Origin of the sequence: Pseudoalteromonas sp. OANN1 (assembly GCF_024124685.1) — a bacterium.
GTDB classification, from domain to species: Bacteria; Pseudomonadota; Gammaproteobacteria; order Enterobacterales; family Alteromonadaceae; genus Pseudoalteromonas; species Pseudoalteromonas piscicida.
This window is the reverse complement of sequence record NZ_JAMXSE010000011.1, coordinates 87,720-105,473: the sequence shown is the minus strand read 5'-3', so window position 1 is coordinate 105,473 and position 17,754 is coordinate 87,720. Positions and strand designations below refer to the sequence as shown.

General features: G+C 44.0%; 16 protein-coding genes. 4 read left to right on the top strand and 12 right to left on the bottom strand.

Annotated features, from left to right (window positions below; genetic code table 11):
• Positions 1-52: 52 nt before the first annotated feature.
• From NH462_RS11365 to NH462_RS11345, 5 genes are all read right to left on the bottom strand, one after another.
• Entirely contained in the window at positions 53-1,438 is a 1,386-nt protein-coding gene (locus NH462_RS11365; RefSeq protein WP_010370648.1) for a hypothetical protein, read from the bottom strand.
• A gap of 483 nt (positions 1,439-1,921) precedes the next feature.
• Entirely contained in the window at positions 1,922-3,004 is a 1,083-nt protein-coding gene (locus tag NH462_RS11360) for an MBL fold metallo-hydrolase (RefSeq protein ID WP_253105744.1), read from the bottom strand.
• A 131-nt stretch (positions 3,005-3,135) separates the two neighbouring features.
• Positions 3,136-3,834 (bottom strand): response regulator, encoded by a 699-nt coding sequence (locus NH462_RS11355; protein ID WP_017217860.1) that lies wholly within the window; start codon positions 3,832-3,834, stop codon positions 3,136-3,138.
• 12 nt (positions 3,835-3,846) lie between these two features.
• Positions 3,847-5,319 (bottom strand): ATP-binding protein, encoded by a 1,473-nt coding sequence (locus NH462_RS11350; RefSeq protein ID WP_253105743.1) that lies wholly within the window; start codon positions 5,317-5,319, stop codon positions 3,847-3,849.
• A 20-nt stretch (positions 5,320-5,339) separates the two neighbouring features.
• On the bottom strand, positions 5,340-6,836 hold the full coding sequence (locus NH462_RS11345; RefSeq protein WP_253105742.1) for a cytochrome c peroxidase: 1,497 nt from the start codon (positions 6,834-6,836) through the stop codon (positions 5,340-5,342).
• Positions 6,837-7,147: 311 nt separating this feature from the next.
• Between NH462_RS11345 and NH462_RS11340 the strand changes: the two genes are divergently transcribed.
• The gene (locus tag NH462_RS11340) at positions 7,148-7,654 is read left to right on the top strand and encodes a hypothetical protein (protein WP_253105741.1); all 507 of its coding nucleotides are present in this window, start codon (positions 7,148-7,150) and stop codon (positions 7,652-7,654) included.
• Positions 7,655-7,754: 100 nt separating this feature from the next.
• On the opposite strand, the gene NH462_RS11335 is transcribed toward NH462_RS11340, so the two are convergent.
• Both NH462_RS11335 and NH462_RS11330 read right to left on the bottom strand, forming a co-directional pair.
• On the bottom strand, positions 7,755-8,708 hold the full coding sequence (locus NH462_RS11335; RefSeq protein WP_253105740.1) for a hypothetical protein: 954 nt from the start codon (positions 8,706-8,708) through the stop codon (positions 7,755-7,757).
• Complete coding sequence (locus tag NH462_RS11330; protein ID WP_253105739.1) at positions 8,708-9,850, bottom strand: hypothetical protein; 1,143 nt, start codon at positions 9,848-9,850, stop codon at positions 8,708-8,710. Before NH462_RS11330 ends, NH462_RS11335 begins: the two co-directional genes overlap by 1 nt.
• Before the next feature lie 285 nt (positions 9,851-10,135).
• Here NH462_RS11330 and dctP point away from each other — a divergent pair, with 285 nt between their 5' ends.
• The 3 genes from dctP to NH462_RS11315 all read left to right on the top strand — a co-directional run bounded on the left by dctP (position 10,136) and on the right by NH462_RS11315 (position 12,288).
• Complete coding sequence (gene dctP / locus NH462_RS11325) at positions 10,136-11,248, top strand: TRAP transporter substrate-binding protein DctP (protein ID WP_253105738.1); 1,113 nt, start codon at positions 10,136-10,138, stop codon at positions 11,246-11,248.
• Between the two features lie 151 nt (positions 11,249-11,399).
• The gene (locus NH462_RS11320; protein WP_253105737.1) at positions 11,400-11,813 is read left to right on the top strand and encodes a GNAT family N-acetyltransferase; all 414 of its coding nucleotides are present in this window, start codon (positions 11,400-11,402) and stop codon (positions 11,811-11,813) included.
• A gap of 226 nt (positions 11,814-12,039) precedes the next feature.
• The gene (locus tag NH462_RS11315) at positions 12,040-12,288 is read left to right on the top strand and encodes a DUF3297 family protein (protein WP_010370670.1); all 249 of its coding nucleotides are present in this window, start codon (positions 12,040-12,042) and stop codon (positions 12,286-12,288) included.
• 72 nt (positions 12,289-12,360) lie between these two features.
• Here the strand turns inward: NH462_RS11315 and NH462_RS11310 are convergent, their stop codons facing one another.
• The 5 genes from NH462_RS11310 to NH462_RS11290 form a co-directional block, all read right to left on the bottom strand.
• Positions 12,361-12,531, bottom strand: a complete 171-nt coding sequence (locus tag NH462_RS11310) for a hypothetical protein (RefSeq protein WP_010370673.1) — start codon at positions 12,529-12,531, stop codon at positions 12,361-12,363.
• Positions 12,532-12,927: 396 nt separating this feature from the next.
• Positions 12,928-13,557 carry an SDR family oxidoreductase gene (locus NH462_RS11305; RefSeq protein WP_253105736.1) on the bottom strand — a complete coding sequence of 210 codons (630 nt, stop codon included), beginning with the start codon at positions 13,555-13,557 and terminating at the stop codon, positions 12,928-12,930.
• A 169-nt stretch (positions 13,558-13,726) separates the two neighbouring features.
• Entirely contained in the window at positions 13,727-15,115 is a 1,389-nt protein-coding gene (dbpA, locus tag NH462_RS11300; RefSeq protein ID WP_253105735.1) for an ATP-dependent RNA helicase DbpA, read from the bottom strand.
• A 99-nt stretch (positions 15,116-15,214) separates the two neighbouring features.
• The gene (locus NH462_RS11295; protein WP_222242664.1) at positions 15,215-16,024 is read right to left on the bottom strand and encodes a peptidase S8; all 810 of its coding nucleotides are present in this window, start codon (positions 16,022-16,024) and stop codon (positions 15,215-15,217) included.
• A gap of 95 nt (positions 16,025-16,119) precedes the next feature.
• On the bottom strand, positions 16,120-17,541 hold the full coding sequence (locus NH462_RS11290) for a DEAD/DEAH box helicase (protein WP_010370683.1): 1,422 nt from the start codon (positions 17,539-17,541) through the stop codon (positions 16,120-16,122).
• Positions 17,542-17,754: the final 213 nt, after the last annotated feature.

The following is a 17,754-nucleotide window of genomic DNA, read 5'->3' as shown; positions in this document are numbered from 1 at the left end:
AAACCTGCTTCCAATCCGTTTTGTCGGTGGTTATATGAAACTGCATCTGTGCTTAAGCGTTGTTTTCAATATACACGGAATCGCTTGCCATAAGCTCTATGGCGACGATTTCAGAGCGGTTCATGGTGAGCTTATATCTTTCTAACTGGATTCCCTGAGAAGATTTAAACCGCATTACCAAGTTGATTTGATAGCGACGTTCAACTGACTTTTTCGAAACCTTTTTCCCTTCAAGGCTATAAAGCTTTCCTGCACCTTTTTTTAGATAGCGTACAAACGAACTCATGTTAAAGGTGATACGTTGTTGCACTTCTTCGTAACCGGGTAAAAACTCGTCGATATGCACTTGGTTTTTACAGCAAAAATGCAGTAGATGCGCAGCTTGTTTATTTTGCTGTCGACGCTTCTTTAGTAGCTTATCAACGTCTTCTGGTAGGTCTTTTTTACGAATATGTTCCAGCCATATCGTTTGTGTACAAACGATAGCGTCCGTCACTGAGTTTTTAAACTTGTTGCGCCACTTTGGCCGGCCGCGTTGAATATGACGCCATGCCCACTGGGTTAAGTCTTCTTTGAATGTTTCTCTAAGGCCATAAATTACCCCAAGCAAAGCGATAAGGGCGACGGTGACTTCTTGAAAGTTAGAGCGGGCGTTGAGCACAATAAACATCACGAAGGCCATGATAATACCAGTAACCACACCGCGAACTAAACGCTTTAGATTGGTACTTAAGTCGATGGTTTGTTTGTTAAAAACAACGCCATATTCGATGAGTCTTTCAAGCAATTTCATTTTATTGGTAATGCGGTTTGGGTCGTCCAACGTGACTTGCGAGTTGTAGCTCTGCTCCTCGCGGTATTGGCTTTCTCGTTGACAGAAACTAACAATACAGCTTCGCTCATGACTAAAATCGCTTGACTTCGGCCCGCTGGAGAGGAGTTTCAAAAACGCTTGCTCAGTATGCCAGCTGAGGTAGTTATCTGCGTTTTGATAGTAAGGCTTAAGCTTATTATCTGGCGGCGTGTAACGCCTGAGCTTCTTCAATAGGCGTTCGGTTTCTTCCACCAATAATTGTGCGGCTGGATAAAACTCATCAGCCTCTTTTAGCTTCAATGTCTGCTTTACATCGGCATCTAGCGCAATGCGGATCTGGTAGCAAAATAGATTTAGATTAACGCGGTAATCCGTTTTTTGACCTTTGCTTTGGCTGATAAAGCGGCTACGTACCAAGGGGAGATGAAGCTGCTCCGAGTAGTATGCACTGTGGCTTTTTATATTGGCATTAAAGTAGTCTACTTCGTTCAACGTGTTGGTATTAATCCCCATATCGGTTGGGATTGAAAAATACAGGTCGAGTTGGTTTGTCTCTTTGGGAAGGAGTTGATAGTTGATTTTAAAAGATAAGCTTTCGTCTTGACTTAGTTTGGCTCTGCTCACTCGGGTATGGTGCCTCCTTGATTAACACTTTGTAATTATAACACATTAACCTGAACAAAACCGGAATAGGCCTTATAACTACTTGTTGTATCTGTTTTTATTAATTGTTTTTTGTTGTCATCTATACCACTTTTTAGCCAATAAAAAGCATAATTAACCTGAGGTTTGGATAAGGAATGTTCCAACTCATTGTTGCTAAAGCACAACTTAGTTTTCTCCTTGTCTAGCCAGAGAGTTTTAGGGAAAACACCGCTTCCGCGTCCAGCTCTCGCTAAGGTACCTACATCCTGTAGGCAAGGCGAATTTACGCACCAATAGCTGGCTATTGGAAGTGAATTCAACACAGTTAGCGCTAAAACTGGCTGCTAGAAAGGCATTAATTATCCGCAGCTCAGGTTAATTAACCATCACTGAGAAAAGCTAGAAAATAGGAGGCTTTATAACGCACCAAATCAATTAGAGACTTGGTGCGCTAGAATAAGGTTATAGGTGCACTGAATCGCCTTCATTTAAAATATACAGTGGCGTTTGGGCTTTTAGCACTTGTTGCATATGCAGTAAGCGGAAAAGCGCTGAATGTGAGGTTTTATCTCCCATTTTCCAACTAGCATTACCGTAGCCCCACGGCACCATAACCTTGCAGCCCAGCTCTTTTGCGGCAGTCAGTGCATCTTCTGGTGTGGTGTGTACTTTACGATACCAATCAGGATGTTCTTCGCTGTAGTATGAGGCAATTGGAAGTAGGCACACATCAATATCACCGTATTTTTCTTGAATATCTTTAAAGTGCGGTGAATATCCCGTATCTCCTGCAAAAAACAGGGTGTTACCTTGGTGTTCTAATATCCAGCCACCCCATAGTGCAGCGCCATGATCTTCGTATAAAAACGGCACCCAAATACGGCTGCTAAAGTGATTTGCAGGCACAAAGTGTGCGGTTACTTCACCAAGTTGTTTACTTGAATACCACTCCATTTCAGAAACTTTGTATCCATCTTCAGGAAAGTGCTCTGCAAATCCAAGCGGGGTGAGGTAATTTGGTCCAGTACCAATCGCTTCGATATCGCTCTTGTTAAAATGATCGTAATGAATGTGGGAGTACATTACTGCATTGGTTTGCTGTAACTCGGTTTGACTGAGCTGTGCAGGTTGATTGCGATTAAACCCTTCTGAGAGGCGAAATGCCCAGTTTACAGGCCAGTCAAATTGAGCCGTGACAGGGTCAAACAAAAACTGTTGTCCATCTTTGGTGTTGACTTTAAAACTCGCATGTCCGAGCCATTGGATAGCAAAACCAGTATTGAGCGAGAGAGTGGGGTTGTTGCCAACGTAAGTGCAATCTTGCATTTCGGACTGACATTGAATTTGTTGGGTGACTGGATAGCAGTTTTCTTCGCAAGTCACGGGATAATCTTTAAACTTATTGTAGATGTTGGAATATCTATCTTCATACCCTTCTACAGAGCTATGTTTTACCACGGAAGACTCAGATTTTATTCGCTCTACAACATTACTATTACTGCAGCCTGTTAATGTGATTATGACTGCCAAAGCAAGCCTTTTCATGCCCATTCCTTTTTATAATTATTAGTTATTTTTTGGAGTTTACCAATAAAAGGGGGTGGGGTGTAGCGGTGAGATATGTCTAAAGGGAAGTTGGATTAACGCATAACCCAACTTCCCTTATGGGCTAAGGACTAGGCATTACGTTCCTGGGCTTCAAACTTATATCCCGCTCCGTAAATGGAGTGGATAAAGTCGTATTTAGGCGCGATGCTTTGCAGCTTTTTACGAATATTTTTGATATGGCTATCTATGGTTCTGTCGCTAACAATGTGGCTGTCATCGTAGATGTGATCCATCAATAAGTCGCGGCTATAAATTCGGCATGGGTGTCCGTACATCGCCTTTAAGAGCATAAACTCGACATAAGTGAGTGTCGCTCTCGCGTCAAGGAAGGAGACAAACAAGCTCTCTTCGTCCAATTTAAGTTTGCTCTCTGTTTCTGACACTGTGCCACGCTCGTTTAGCGTCACGCGTCTTAAAATCGCCTTCACCCTTGCGACGACTTCTTTTGGACTATAGGGTTTACACACATAATCATCAGCACCCACTTCAAGACCAAGGAGACGGTCGATTTCTTCTACTTTGGCGGTGATCATGACAATTGGCACGTTTGAATAAGCTCTGATCCGCTTGCAAATTTCGATACCGTCAAGATTAGGCAGCATGAGGTCGAGTAGGATAAGGGCGGGTTGCTGTTGTTTAAAAGCCTCTTCAGCCAAAGCGCCATCATGAACACAATGGCTGGTATACTCGGCTTGAGCCAAATACTTACTTAAAATATCGGCAAGTTTTGGTTCATCTTCGACGATTAAAATATGTTTGTTTGGCACGGGGGAAACTCATTATCTTTTCAGTTCAATAATAATAGCGAGACCACCCAGTTCGCTCAAGTCCGCAGTGATTTTTCCGTTGTGGGCAGCAACAATACTCTGGCAAATGGCTAAACCAAGGCCAGAGCCACCCGTTTTTCTACTCCGCGCTTCCTCTACTCGATAGAGCCTATCAAATAGCTTGTTTAGCTGCTCTTGTGGTACTGAAGGTGCGCTGTCCTGCCAGTAAATTATCGTTTTATCTTGTCGTTGTATGACTTTTACATCGAGATTTCCCGGTTGTTCAGCTGAGGAGTCTGTGTAACGCAAGGTGTTTTGCAACAAGTTGTCGAATAACTGCCCAAGGCGCTGTTCGTCACATTCTAAGGTAATATGCTCGTCGCATTGCAAGGAATAAGCAAGATGGTGCTTTTCAATTTGGTGACTACTTTTCGCAAACGTGCGTGAGAGCAGGTCGTAAAGGTTTTCTTTATCCATGTTGTAAGTAAGTGCACCGCGGTCTGATAGCGATAGTTGATGTAAATCGTCCACCAGCCGAGTCAATCGTTGGATCTCTTCATTAAGGGACATAAGTTGTTCAGGATCGCTTGCGATAATGCCATCAATCATTCCCTCAAGTTCCGCGCGGATCACGGCAATCGGCGTGCGTAGCTCGTGCGAAATATCCGCTATCCATTGCTGCCTAGCTATTTGGTTCTGCGCTAATGTGTCTGCCAAACGGTTCATATCTCTGGCAAGCAAACCGAGTTCGTCTTTACTCGCGATATCGACGCGAGCATCGTAATTTCCTTGTGTCAGTGTTTTTGCATTGCGGCGCAACAACACGATTGGGTTGACCATATATTTACTAAAAGGCACGGCAATCACTAAAGTAACCAACAGTGCAACAAGCGCAATGATCATGAACTGTTTACGTTGTTGCTTTGCAAACAGTTGGTCGAAGTCATTGCGTATCAAGCCACTTTGCTCGACACCTAAGTAGGCGATAATCTGTTCGCGTTTAGGCTGCGCCAAATGGTCGCTTTGATAGACTGGGAACCACAGCGAAGTCTGCTTACTTTTCGGTGTGCCCATAATAATATTGCCTTGTGCGTCTTTGATCAGCAGGCGTTTTTTATTGTCAAAACGCGGTGGGGGGCCGTCACGTCTTCTTGGCCCTCCGTCGCCTCTTTCACGATGCCTTGGTGGTGGACGAGAATGTTGCCTGTCTCGTGGGCGCTCATCCTCAGAAAGACCATAGAAGCTACGTACTATGCTGTCCCAATCCTCTGAACCTCGATACACCCAGTCCAAAGAACCATGGCGTGCGTAAGTCTCAGCAACTTGCGTTACCACATTTTTGAGCTGTGCCCGAGAGGTATTTTCAAGATAGGCCGTAAAGCTCTTTTCAAACGCTAATTTATTGGCGATATAGATAGCCAGCACCAATGTGGTGTTGGCTATCAAAATTATCAGCAATAGTTTGACGCGAATGGTCATTTTCATGGTTGTTGTTATTCCACCGGTTAACGTTGTGCATGCAAGCGTAAATTATCAGGGTCTGGTGTGCGACGGTTTGGCACCCATCTTCTTACGCACTGTTGGTCTTTTGCACACTTGTCTGTCAAGGCATGTAAAAACGCAACGAGATCCTGCTTTTGTTGTGGCGCTAAATTGGCGGCAACAAAGGGAGATTGGCGCAGTAACGTTAACGCCGCTTCACTATTTTCTCTCGCTTGTAGGTTTAGTGTGTCACACTGAGCGGTTAAGGAAAACTGCTTTAATCCACAAGCACCACCACGTTGAAAAAATTGCTCGACGGTTTGCTCAGGGTTTGAGTAATGATTGACCACCTGTTCTAACGACTCGTAGGCTCCTGCGTGACCATATGGCGCAGTCAGAGCAACATTGATTAAGCTTGGGACTCTAAACGCAAATTGGTTGCGAGGCGAGGGGTCAATTGCAGCGCGTCCGATATCGGCCTGATTATCTTGTGTACCAATACCATACTGTGGAAAGGCGAGGTTAAAGAAACCATCGTTAGTGAAACGTTCACCACTGTGGCACCCAACACATCCTGCACCGCCTTCAGCTACTGGAGTAAAAAAGAGTTTAGCACCACGTTTTTGTTGATCGTTAAGTGCGCCACGGTCACCACGGGCATAGCGATGCCAATCGGTATCCACCATCACAAATGACGCTTGATACTGGCCGAGCGCAAAGGCAATACTATCAAAGGTAATTAAGGTTTGCGCGTCAGCTTGTGAGTTGAATGCTTCTCTAAAGGCTTGAAGCCAATCATTAGTGGCCAAGCCTCCTGCCTCTTCACCGTAATCGCCAATACGCTGGGCTAAGTGTGAGCGAACTTGTTCATTGGTTTCGGCACTTTCGAAAGCCTCTCCACGCATTTCTTCACTAGAGGTGACAGGAAAGCGAGACAGGGTTGCAACTAGTGAATCTGCCGCGTTTACATCTGGTTGGTTAAACCCTGAATCAGGCGTACTGATAAAACTGCTTTCATTGCCTTGGTCGTCAGTGATAGTCACACGTTGAACACGGCCGTCCCAAAATAAAGCGTTGTTGGCAAATCCGGTATTAAAAATGGTGGGAGAATTACGTGGAATATTGATGTCATCGTTAACTGCTTGACGACCTGGGCCTATCACATCACTTTCTACTGCGTTTGTACCTATTGGCAACGAAAGGTCATCGGCACCACCGAGCCTTGGATCGTGACAGCTCGCACAGGCGACTGATTTTTCTCCCCCAAGGGCTTTGCTAAAAAATAACTGCATGCCGAGCTGAGCAATGGGATCTGAGATCCTCGGCAGTTGTTGCGCACCCGCAACTCTGCCAGTAATACCGCGAGCAGTAATAATTTCTGAGAGTTCATCATCCAGTGCCGAGTTCGGTTGTGGCTGGCCTGGAGGCGGAGGTGGTAGAGGTTTATGTTGTGCAGCTATTGGTAAACTTGCCACCGCGGTAACAAGTGCTATTGCACGTAGAAAGTTCGCGTTGTTCATCGTTATTCCAAACCTTATTGTGATTCGAGTTTTAAAATTGGCAGGCAAAAGTGCAGAGAATGTGAAAATTGAATTTTTTATATTTTGAGTTTTGGTGACTACCAATTACTTCCTAGTTGACAGAGGTAATGAAAATGTTAACATTTACCTTTGTTTGGAACGTTCTTTTTTTTGGGGCTAGAGCTGAACGCTATTGTTCTCTATTTAGCTGTTATCAAATTTTCCTGTCATATAAAAATTATTTAAAAGTCTATTGCCAGTATTAGGCATAACAAAGAAGTAGAAATTTAATAACTAAAAGGAATCATTTAATGAAAGCAAAATTTTCGAGATTTATTTTTGGAACGTTACTGGTTTTGGCAGGGTTCCAAACTTGTGCCAAGCCTAATAATTTGTATCTACCCGAACAATCAAATCAAAACAATATAACGAATATAGAGCCTATCTATGTGGGTGGAGCAAGGTATGAATTGCTTAATTACTTCTTCGAGCCAATCCATGCGACTCGATACGAAAAATATGGAAGTGAGGGTAAATATAGGTTAGTGAAGTATATTGTGGGTTATGAAATGACGATACCGGTTGATGGTGATTTTGGTCAGGAGCTAATTTTTGATGTTTCAGGGTATGCGAGTAAAGACGCTAAGCTTAGCGTATCTTGCGGCAGTTTTTCAGGGAGTGATTTTGGTACTAGGTACTATATTACGAAGCGGATCAGCACTGGCGGGAGTTGTAAAACAATGAAGGTTCGGTTGGATGGACCTGAGCAGTATGGCTTTGGTATGACAATCTCAATTCTAAATCAACTCAGCTTTTAGATCGGCATGCCAATATAGTTCAATTTGACCCTTAGAGTAGGAATAAAGAGTTTTATTCCTACTCTGGTAATTGGTACATCATCGAATTAGTTGATATTGACTACTTAGCTGCTAACGAAGAATTAACGTGAGTCATTTCTTTTAAACGATATTTCGCTGATGCAAGAGGTACTGTGAAGCGCCTTATAGAACTCGGGAAGGCTGATAGAAACATCGGTTCAACAGCGCTAATATCAAATGCGTATGCTGGTGCATTGTCATATTCGCCGAATAAGGCGGTAACCTGAGAAAAAGATGTAGGTACAAGCTTGTATGGCGCTAGCGAACGCGGTAAATCAAGTTGATATTGATATGCTTTCACCAGTTGTAATGCGTGATCAAAGTGGCAAATATTCCAACTTTGATTTTCATTGTTTAGCTGTAAAGCCCACACCCCATTTTTATCGGTAGCAACAGTGTATGGGTTTTCACAAGGCGCAGGTAGTGACTGTGTGTTACTGCGTTGCCAAGTACCCTGGTGATTCAAACAGAGATTCTCTTTGCTATTAAGCGTCACGACTCGTGTGCTGAGTCTTGCTTTACAAGCATCTTCCACAGGTAACCAATAGGCGGGTTTGGTGGTGGAAAGTACCATAAATCCGACAGGTCTTTCTGGGTCGTGCGAGGTCCATCCAATAAAATAATCATTGTCTACGCGCCACTGATCATAGCTTAACCGACCTCGTTGATATTTAGTAGCTAAAGGCAAAGCGCCTTGTCGGTCAGCAAACTGGCAATGGATGGTGTCACTCTTAAGTTTACAGGCTGACTGAACCCTATCGAAATTGAGAGGTATTGCAGCATCTGGATAGTTTGGTGGAATAAAACGCGTGTGCGGCAACGATGTTGGCTTTAACTCATTATTGTCTGATTGTTCAAAGCGGCACTCTGGCCGCTCAGTAGAGGGTGCTAAGGCTACTTTATCGCTAGACATAGCGAGCTCGCAGCTTAATAAATCAAAGCTTGCCGAAATGCTAAAGATAGCGAGATAAATTAGCCAAGCGATATTCGTCATTACTTTCCTAATTCAAAATGAAAGTCGGTAACCTGTAACGATTTAACTTGAGGCACGAAATAGCTAGTATCGTAGATATTGCTGTAGTCATGCCAAGCTTCACCTTCACTATCAAGCTCGTTATCATTAGGAGCAAGCCAAGGTTCTAAAGGTTCAGTTAAGAAGCTGACATGTAGGTGATTCTTATGATTTGATTTAACATCTGTAACGCCTTTCAAATTATCGGCAAAGATAATTTTAGTTGCGCCTAATTGTACCAAAGCGTCAACTATAGTCTGTGTGGCTTGGCGATGGTAGTGTGCGTCACCAACGCTAACCGGGCCTGATGATGTTCCTATCGGACGAATATCTACTGTACCACCAAACTTGTGCGTAAAATGAGGAGGATTTATTCCACCCCAGCGCATGGTTGCTCCCGTTATTGTGAGATAATTTGGCATCCCGATAGGTTTGTTTTGTACGTTTTTCCAAGCTTGTCCTAAATTTTGTAAAGCACTTAGCAAGTCTGGGTGTAAGTGGCGGCCAACTAAACCTGCTGTAGTAAGCCCCTCACTTGCGCGGTCTGGAATGTTGACTAAGCCTGTTACTGCGCATTTTACAATTAGCTGAGCCTGCAAGTTACCAGTTGAGGCTGTTAACTTATCAGAACCTGGCTGTTGTTCATTACCGCAGCTATGGAAGTTATTTACGGTAACTTTCACTTGGCCATTAGCATCGGTCACTAGGCTTGAAGCTTCGTAAGGAGCACGTAATCGGAACAGCCCTTGGTCTATTCTTTGAATTACCGTTGCTCTTGAACCACTCGGAAAGCGGTTTGCCATGGTATTTTTATCTCGCCAACTTGATGTGGTGAGCGTGTTATAAGTTGAATTTATAGTAATGGTTTTACCAACGGCCGGTCTGCCATCAGAATAGGTTAATGTTAATGTCCAAAGCGCGCTGTTGCCATTTTTTGGGTACAAAGTGACTTCACTGGTATTTTCAAACCATTGCTGACCAAAATAAGCCTTTCCATTCGGTGTTGTAATGAGGCCGTCATAATCAAGGTTAGTGTTGATCGAAAGGGTTGGTTGAGGTGTCTTGGCGGATAAGTGGGCACAAAATCCCAAGGCAACACAGATTAGTGCATTTCTTCTGTTCATCGTTAATCTCCTTTTATTAATCGATATGAACGTGATTACTGCGTTAAATTTGCTTTGTTTTAAGAAAACACCCAGCGAGACAAAAGTAATGATAGTAAAGCTATCGCTTTTGATGAATAAACTAGCAGTACACTCCTTGTGGTGAATCCAAGATAGACTAGTATAAATTTTGTTAAATACAAGTGAGCTTTTTGTGTTTTTGATTTGGGTTTACATCTAAGCTTATTGAAATAGTGATCGACTCAGCTATCTTTAATTGAGGTATGGAATTTAGGTTGTACTCCCATGTCTAAGAGTAGACGTCAATTTCTTGAAGCTTCACTAGCGGCATGTTTGAGTGCTTCATTTCCGGTAAGCCAAGTACTTGCACTAAATTTATTCTCAGAAGATGAACGAGAACAAGAAATGGCTAAGCGCAGTGCTGCCCTCCATATTTTAAGATTAGCTTCCCCATACCCTGCGGATCAAAGTGACTTTATCCCGCACATGCATCAAGTGCTTAAGGAGAATGTTGAGTCTATGACTCGCGGTAAAATCTATGTTGATGTTCACCATAGTGGCGCGCTTGGAAGTGGCCGCGAGTTAATGGCGGCAGTGACTCGGGGACATGTGGAGGCCGCACTTATCTCTGTGTCAAATCTGTCTCGGGCGTTACCTGTGCTAGATATCCTTAATATCCCATTTTGGGCGAGCTCAAATCGCGCGTTTCTCAATCTAATTTGTTCGCCACAATGGCAGTCACTTGTTATTAAGCCTATTAGTGAACAAGGAAAACTGAATATCTTAATGCATCATCTCGTTGGAGGTCGCACCCTAACAAGCACAAAGCAGTTCAACCGCTTGATTAATTTGCCTGAAAAACTTAAAGGAGTAGTGCTAAGAGTACCTGCTTCTAAGGTTTTGAGTCATTTTTACAGTATGACGTCGGCAAATGTTATTGATGTGCCTTGGGCACAAGTGGCCAAAATGGCAAGAACAGAACATATAGAGGTTATTGACCCTAGCGTTGTTGGCTTGTTTTCAGGTCCTGATCTGCTAAAAAACGAGATAGGGCAGATAGCTTTACTCGAAAGTGTTCCCGATGCTTGGGTGACCGTTGCAAATCAGCATTGGTTAGATGGTTTACCGCTGCGCTTAAAAGGGGAAATCGAGGACGCGGGTAAGCAAACATTTCATACTCATATTGCGCAGATAGAGCAACTGCAAAAACACTGTGAGCGCGAGCTCATGGCCTTGGGCGCAAAGCTGCACCCTTTAAGTGTGGACGAAAAGCGCGAATGGCAATTAAGGTTTGGTCACCACAATGCACAGTGGAATAAGGTAAAGCGAGAGCTCCTCGGCAGTACTCGCGCATTTCAACAGCTGGTAAATGCAACAGAAAAAGAGTTTACTCAATAACCCAGGTTGAAAGTAACAACTGGCCTTCTCGCTATTGTTATCGTGCGTTATGTTTGATTCTTTTTTGATACTTTTTCTTTATTATGAAATGGCAAAATACCACAGTAAATAACAATTACCGTAGTTCAACGAAGTCAACCGGAGCGTAGCTGTGAAAATATCCGTAGTAGAAAATCCTGAGCAACAATTTGTCGATTTTTTAAGTAGTAAAATTAGCGAGTTTAACTGGGCGAATTGGGAGGTCACAGAGCGCCTTCCATTGGCGGTTGAAGTAAAGGATGAGTCTGGAGAGGTTGTTGCAGGTGCAGCCGCGCGTACTTTTGGTAACTGGTTGTTGCTAGATACTTTGTGGGTTTCTGAGACACTTAGAGGTCAAAATATCGGCTCACAGATACTAGAAAGCCTAGAAGCGGCAGCCAAACAAAGAGGGTGCGTGAAATGCTTACTCGATACCTTAAATTTTCAGGCAATGCCGTTTTATGAAAAGCATGGCTACGAGACTCAATGGATCCAAGAGCATTACCCTAAAGATGGCTGTAAGTATTTTATGGTAAAGGTGTTATAACAAGTTTTCTGTGGAGAGAGTGGTTGAGTGGAGATAATCTCGGCCGCCGATACGTGGGTGAATGTGCCAAGGCATTTTTAAGTAATAATGTTAGCTAAACTTCAGAATCCCACTAGGCCTAGGGGGGACAGTTTTTAATTCAATTGCGAATATAGGACGCTCAGCTATTGAGCGCACGCACGGGATTACCTACAATACAGCATGCTTAAATAATTGAAGAAAAACGATGACAGATTCAACTGAAAAACCAGCACTACCAGATAGACTTTCAATCAACCCTCGCAGCCCACATTATGCTAAAGAAGTGCTAGAACACCATATTGGCATCCGTTTTAACGGAAAAGAGCGCACGGATGTTGAAGAGTACTGCATCAGCGAAGGCTGGATTAAGGTAGCATCACCAAAGGCATTAGACCGTCGTGGTCAGCCTTTGCTACTGAAGTCAAAAGGGACTGTTGAAGCTTACTACTGCTAGGCTTAACAAACAAAGATACAAAAATGCCGGACTTTATCCGGCATTTTTTACATCAATTATATTACCACTCAATTAATGTGCTGAAGTTAACCAGCTCAGAAATTGACGTGCTTCGCCGCCATTGGCGAATTGTGTGATCTTACGGCCTGTGCCGTCAGCAAAGATCACTTTAGATTTGTTCACCGAAATTGAGCGAATTGGTTGCTCAACACGGATCTCTGTTCCGTTATATGTATATGACATAATAAAACTCACTTTTATAATGCACAGCAAATTAGCTGATGCTTTTGATAGTAGATGAGCTTCATTACAGTTTAGCGAACAGAAGACACTGTCCTCGCAACGACCCGAGACGGGTATGACAGCTTATACCAATTTTCGTAATTGGCTTGATTTCGCCTGACTATATTAAGCTCTACTTGTATTTTTTATGCGGACTTACTGGATCAAGGCAAGGAGGCATTACTTGAGGTTTGCTTTATTTTGAGAGGAAGTTAAAGCAAGAGAGGGATAATATAGAATTGCATTTTTTAAAGCAAGCTTTTTATGTCGATGTAGCGGTAAATATTCTCAACACTTAGCCAAATAAAGCACCTAAGTTTGCCCCGAGGCGTTAAACCCCGAGACATAGTTACTCTATTAGCACAGCGTTTGTTCGACTGACTGCTTGCCGTTAAATAGCTCAAATGTTAGGTTCTGAGGATGTTGAGTGGCAAGGTAAGCTAGCGCGTCTGCGACATTCTCTCGACTTATTACGGCATCTTCTCTATTTGCAGGGCGTGAAGTGGAGAACCCGCCGGTTGCAGGCTCATTTTGTAACGCACCCGGTCGGACGATGGTGTAGTTTACAATACTTTTCTGTAGGTGTTGATCGGCCATGTGTTTGGCTACCAAGTACGGTTTAATTCCACTTTCAATGTTATCAGGATCATCGGCGCCAATAGAGCTGACCATAATAAAATGCTTAACGTTTGCTTTCACAGCATAGTTAATGGCTTTAATGGCGGCCCACAAATCAATAAGTAGGGTTTTATCCGCACCAGTCTCTCCACCAGAACCTGCACTAAATATTACCTGCTCGACGTTGTTAAAGGCTGAGCTAAAATCGCCTTCAAGGTCTTGCTCAATGATAGTAAGTTGCTCAGACTGAAGATCTACTAGTTTGCTTTTATTGCGCACTAACGCCACGACATCATGGCCTTGTTTCAGCATTTTCTTTGTCGTCATTTTTCCAATTTGACCACTGGCACCAATAATTAAGGTCTTCATAGATAAACTCCTTTAAAGTGTTTGCTTAATTAAGACCTTGGGGTCATGGTGTAGATTTAAACCCCTGTGGTGTGAAATAAGTTATAAATAGGCGAGTAATTGCTGGGATAATCTAAAGTCATGGTGGTCAGGGAAAAGTCGACCACCATAGAGAGGGGAGAGTGACCTGTTACTTTGTTACTTTGCGGGCTCTAAAGTTACGGCCTTTCATTTTCCCTTCTGAGATTGTTTTAAGCGCCACGTTGGCAATACTGCGCTCAACCGCAACGTATGATGACATCGCGGTGACCTTTATTTTGCCGATTTGGTCACCTTTTAACGCTTGATTTGAGGTCAGTGCTCCTAAGATATCACCCGGTCTTAATTTCGCTTTCTTACCGCCGTCGATTTGAATGGTTACCATCGGCGCACGGTTAATTTTGTTATTTAACACTTGGTCGCTTGGCAGGGCATTGGGCTCAATTGTCTTGCCTAAATAGTCTTCGAGGGCATTTACTTTATGCGATTCTTTATAACTCATTAAAGAGCATGCCACGCCTTTATTACCTGCACGTCCGGTTCTGCCAACGCGGTGAACATGCACTTCTGGGTCATGGGCGATATGATAGTTGATCACCATATCTACGTGATCGACGTCGATACCCCGGGCGGCGACATCCGTTGCCAATAAAATGGTGACGCTCTTATTCGCAAAACGAACCAATGTGCGGTCACGGTCTTTTTGTTCTAAGTCACCGTGAAGTGCAGCCGCATCAAAACCTAGGCTATATAGGCTGTCGCATACGTTCTGGCATTCTGCCTTGGTGTTGCAGAAGATAACCGCTGAGTTTGGTTGAAATTGCATTAACAGCTTTTGTACCGCAGGCAATCTCGCGTCGTTATTGTCGACTTCGTAAAAGTACTGTTCAATTGAGCTATCGTCATGGGTTGCTTCAACCGTGACTTTGGTTGCATCTTTCATGATGTGCTGCGCGAGCTGCTCTATTTTTGGTGGGTAAGTTGCACTAAATAGCAGATTTTGGCGTGCTGTAGGGCAGTGATCTATGATGCACTGTAGTGACTCTTCAAAACCCATCTCCAACATGCGATCCGCTTCATCCAGTACAAAGGTATTCACTTCATCTAGCGACAAACGGCCTTTGCGCAGGTGCTCTTCAATACGCCCTGGCGTGCCCACAATGATGTGCGCACCGTGTTCAAGAGAGCCAATTTGTGGACCCATAGGCGCGCCACCGCACAGCGCTAACACTTTGATGTTATGAACAGCACGGGCAAGCTTGCGAATTTCAACCGCCACCTGATCGGCAAGCTCTCGAGTTGGGCATACCACAAGCGCCTGCACACGAAAGCGTTTTACATTTAAATTATGCAATAGTCCTAAAGAGAAAGCGGCGGTTTTACCTGAGCCTGTTTTACCTTGGCCAATGACATCTTTACCCGCCAAGATAAGCGGTAAGGTTTGTGCTTGAATGTCAGTCATGGTGTGATACCCCAATGACGCGAGGTTATCGAGTAAGGCGCTGGAAAGTGAGGTACTTGAAAAAAGTGGCTGAGTCAAAGTCGCTGTCTCTGTAGTTCTAAAACAGCAATTATAACATGGCTCGAACGGATAGCGCGTGTAAGGCCGTGATAAAATTTTTTATCACGGCCAAGTGCGTTAAAAAATAATCTTAAACATTTCCCATGAACAGGGATAAGTGGCATTACAGCCAATGACGGTAGGATGCACATTGGCTCCCGCGCCACCATTACCTGCGGCTTGGATATAGTGACCATTGATTGACTTAAGCGCCACTTTATCGCCATTTTGGATCAATGCGCCAGGGTTATTCGGCAGCTCAATCGTGAAGGTTTCCCAAATAGAAGCCACTGTTCGATTAGCATTTAACTCAGCGCCCCCACCTTGCTCTGCAACAAAGTAATAGCCAGTGGCTGTTTGAATGTGAATGGTGTCGCCATCAAACAGGTTACCGCCGTTGACATCGATAAGATTAAACCGTTCCCAAGGGCCAATCGCAATACGATTGGCGTTTACTGTATTACCGCCATTGTTTTCTGCAACGAAGTAATATTGTCCGCCCGTTTCAAACGATACATTAGTAAAAATCGTCGGGCCACATGGGGCTGTAGTGAAGGTTAGGTCTTCCCCTTGAATGGTGGTGCGAGGTGGCTTTGGATCTCCTCGAAAACGGAAATGATATTCGCTGCCGCACTCTAGGTTCGCTATTTGTGCGCTAACCGGGCCATTCACACCAGCCGGTGTTGCGAGTACGCTGTAGCCGTAGTTAGTGGTTGGGCCATAATCAAACGTTTCTCCACTTAAACCAATAGTAGAGGTGGAATAGCCGTTTAATTGAGCGGAGGTTTCTGTGATATTGCTCGCAGCTTGGGTCACATATTGCGTACCAGCGTGCGCTAAAAATGTACTACCAAACAATGTGAACAGTATCAATTTCAAGATATTCATTGTCTAGCTCCTTTGACGAAAAAAGGCTGTTACGATTAACAGCCTTTTTAGCTTAGGAGAAGGTGTTGCAAATGCTATTACACCTGCTTACACCATTAATTGCCAGAAGTGGGCTTCTGACGTGGTGTACGTTTTTCTCCAGAGTGTTGGCTCTTTGGCTTGTTTGCAGGTGATGATGGGCGACGTCTGCGGTTGCTATTGTTGTTACCAGCAGGCTTGCCGTTGCCACTTGGCCTATTGTTGCGAGGACCTGAATTTTGCTTAGGTTTGTTTTTCGGCTGAGCAGAAGGTGCTTGTTCAGCGTCTGCCGCCTTTGGCTTTTTCGGTTTCTTTGGTTTTTTCGGTTTGATTGGGCGCGTATCTAACTTTGACTCAGGTACGGCAAGTTGCGGTTCAAACCCAGGCTCCACTTTACGTGGCACCAACTGTTGAATTAATCGCTCAATGCCAAATAAGTCGCTTGCGGTCTCTTGGGTAACAAACGAGATAGCTTCACCTGTCGCACCAGCACGGCCTGTTCTGCCGATACGGTGAACATAATCTTCGTAAACATTTGGCAGGTCAAAGTTCACGACATGAGGCAGCTCTTGAATATCCAAGCCCCTTGCCACAATATCAGTAGCAACAAGTACACGTACTTCACCATTTTTAAAGCCAGCAAGGGCTTTCATGCGAGCGCTTTGGCTTTTATTACCATGGATTGCTGCGGCATTGATCTTGTCTTTTTCTAGATCCTTAACCAAGCGGTTGGCACCGTGTTTTGTGCGGGTGAATACCAACACTTGTTGCCAATCATGCGTTTGCACTAAATGCTTGAGTAAGCTCGTACGTTTACTTTTGTCTACCGGGTATACCCATTGAGTCACGCTTTTTGCTGTGCTGTTTGCTGGTGCCACAGAAATCTCTACTGGATCATGAATTAGCCCTTTTGCCAATGCTCTAATCTCTTCAGAGAAAGTGGCAGAGAACATCAAGTTTTGTCTGCAGCTTGGCAATACTTTGATGATGCGCTTGATATCGTGAATAAAGCCCATGTCTAGCATACGGTCGGCTTCATCCAATACCAATACTTCAAGGTCATCAAATTTGACAGCATTCTGCTGGTAAAGGTCGAGTAATCGCCCAGGTGTTGCCACTAAAACATCAATGCCTTTACGCAGCTTCATCATTTGCGGATTGATCTTCACACCGCCGTAAACAACTTCAGAGCTGATAGGCAGGTGTTTACTGTAAAGCGCAACACTTTGCCATACTTGGTCAGCAAGCTCTCTGGTCGGCGTTAGAATTAACGCGCGTACATTGTTCGCACGAGGCTTAGTACCAGCAATCAGCTTTTGCAACAAAGGTAATGTAAAGCCCGCTGTTTTACCTGTTCCCGTTTGCGCCGCAGCCATCACGTCTCTGCCTTCTAAAATAGCAGGAATGGCTTGCTCTTGAATCGGAGTCGGTTTGTCGTAACCTTGTTCGACAACGGCTTGATTTATTTCTGGGGCTAAACCTAGGTGGCTAAAGCTCATGATTTTGTACTCTGTATTGGGCGGCGGGCAAGAGTACAGTATTTACTCCGCTTAAGCAATTTCGCCGTGTTGTTAAATTGCCTCAAGTTAAATAACGATAGGCGGGTAGATAACAAAGCATAGCGTAAACATCAGGGTTACAATCAAAATAAATGAAAGGAAACGTTCGTACTGCAGGTCTATTGATGGCATTAGTTATTCACGACCAGTTTG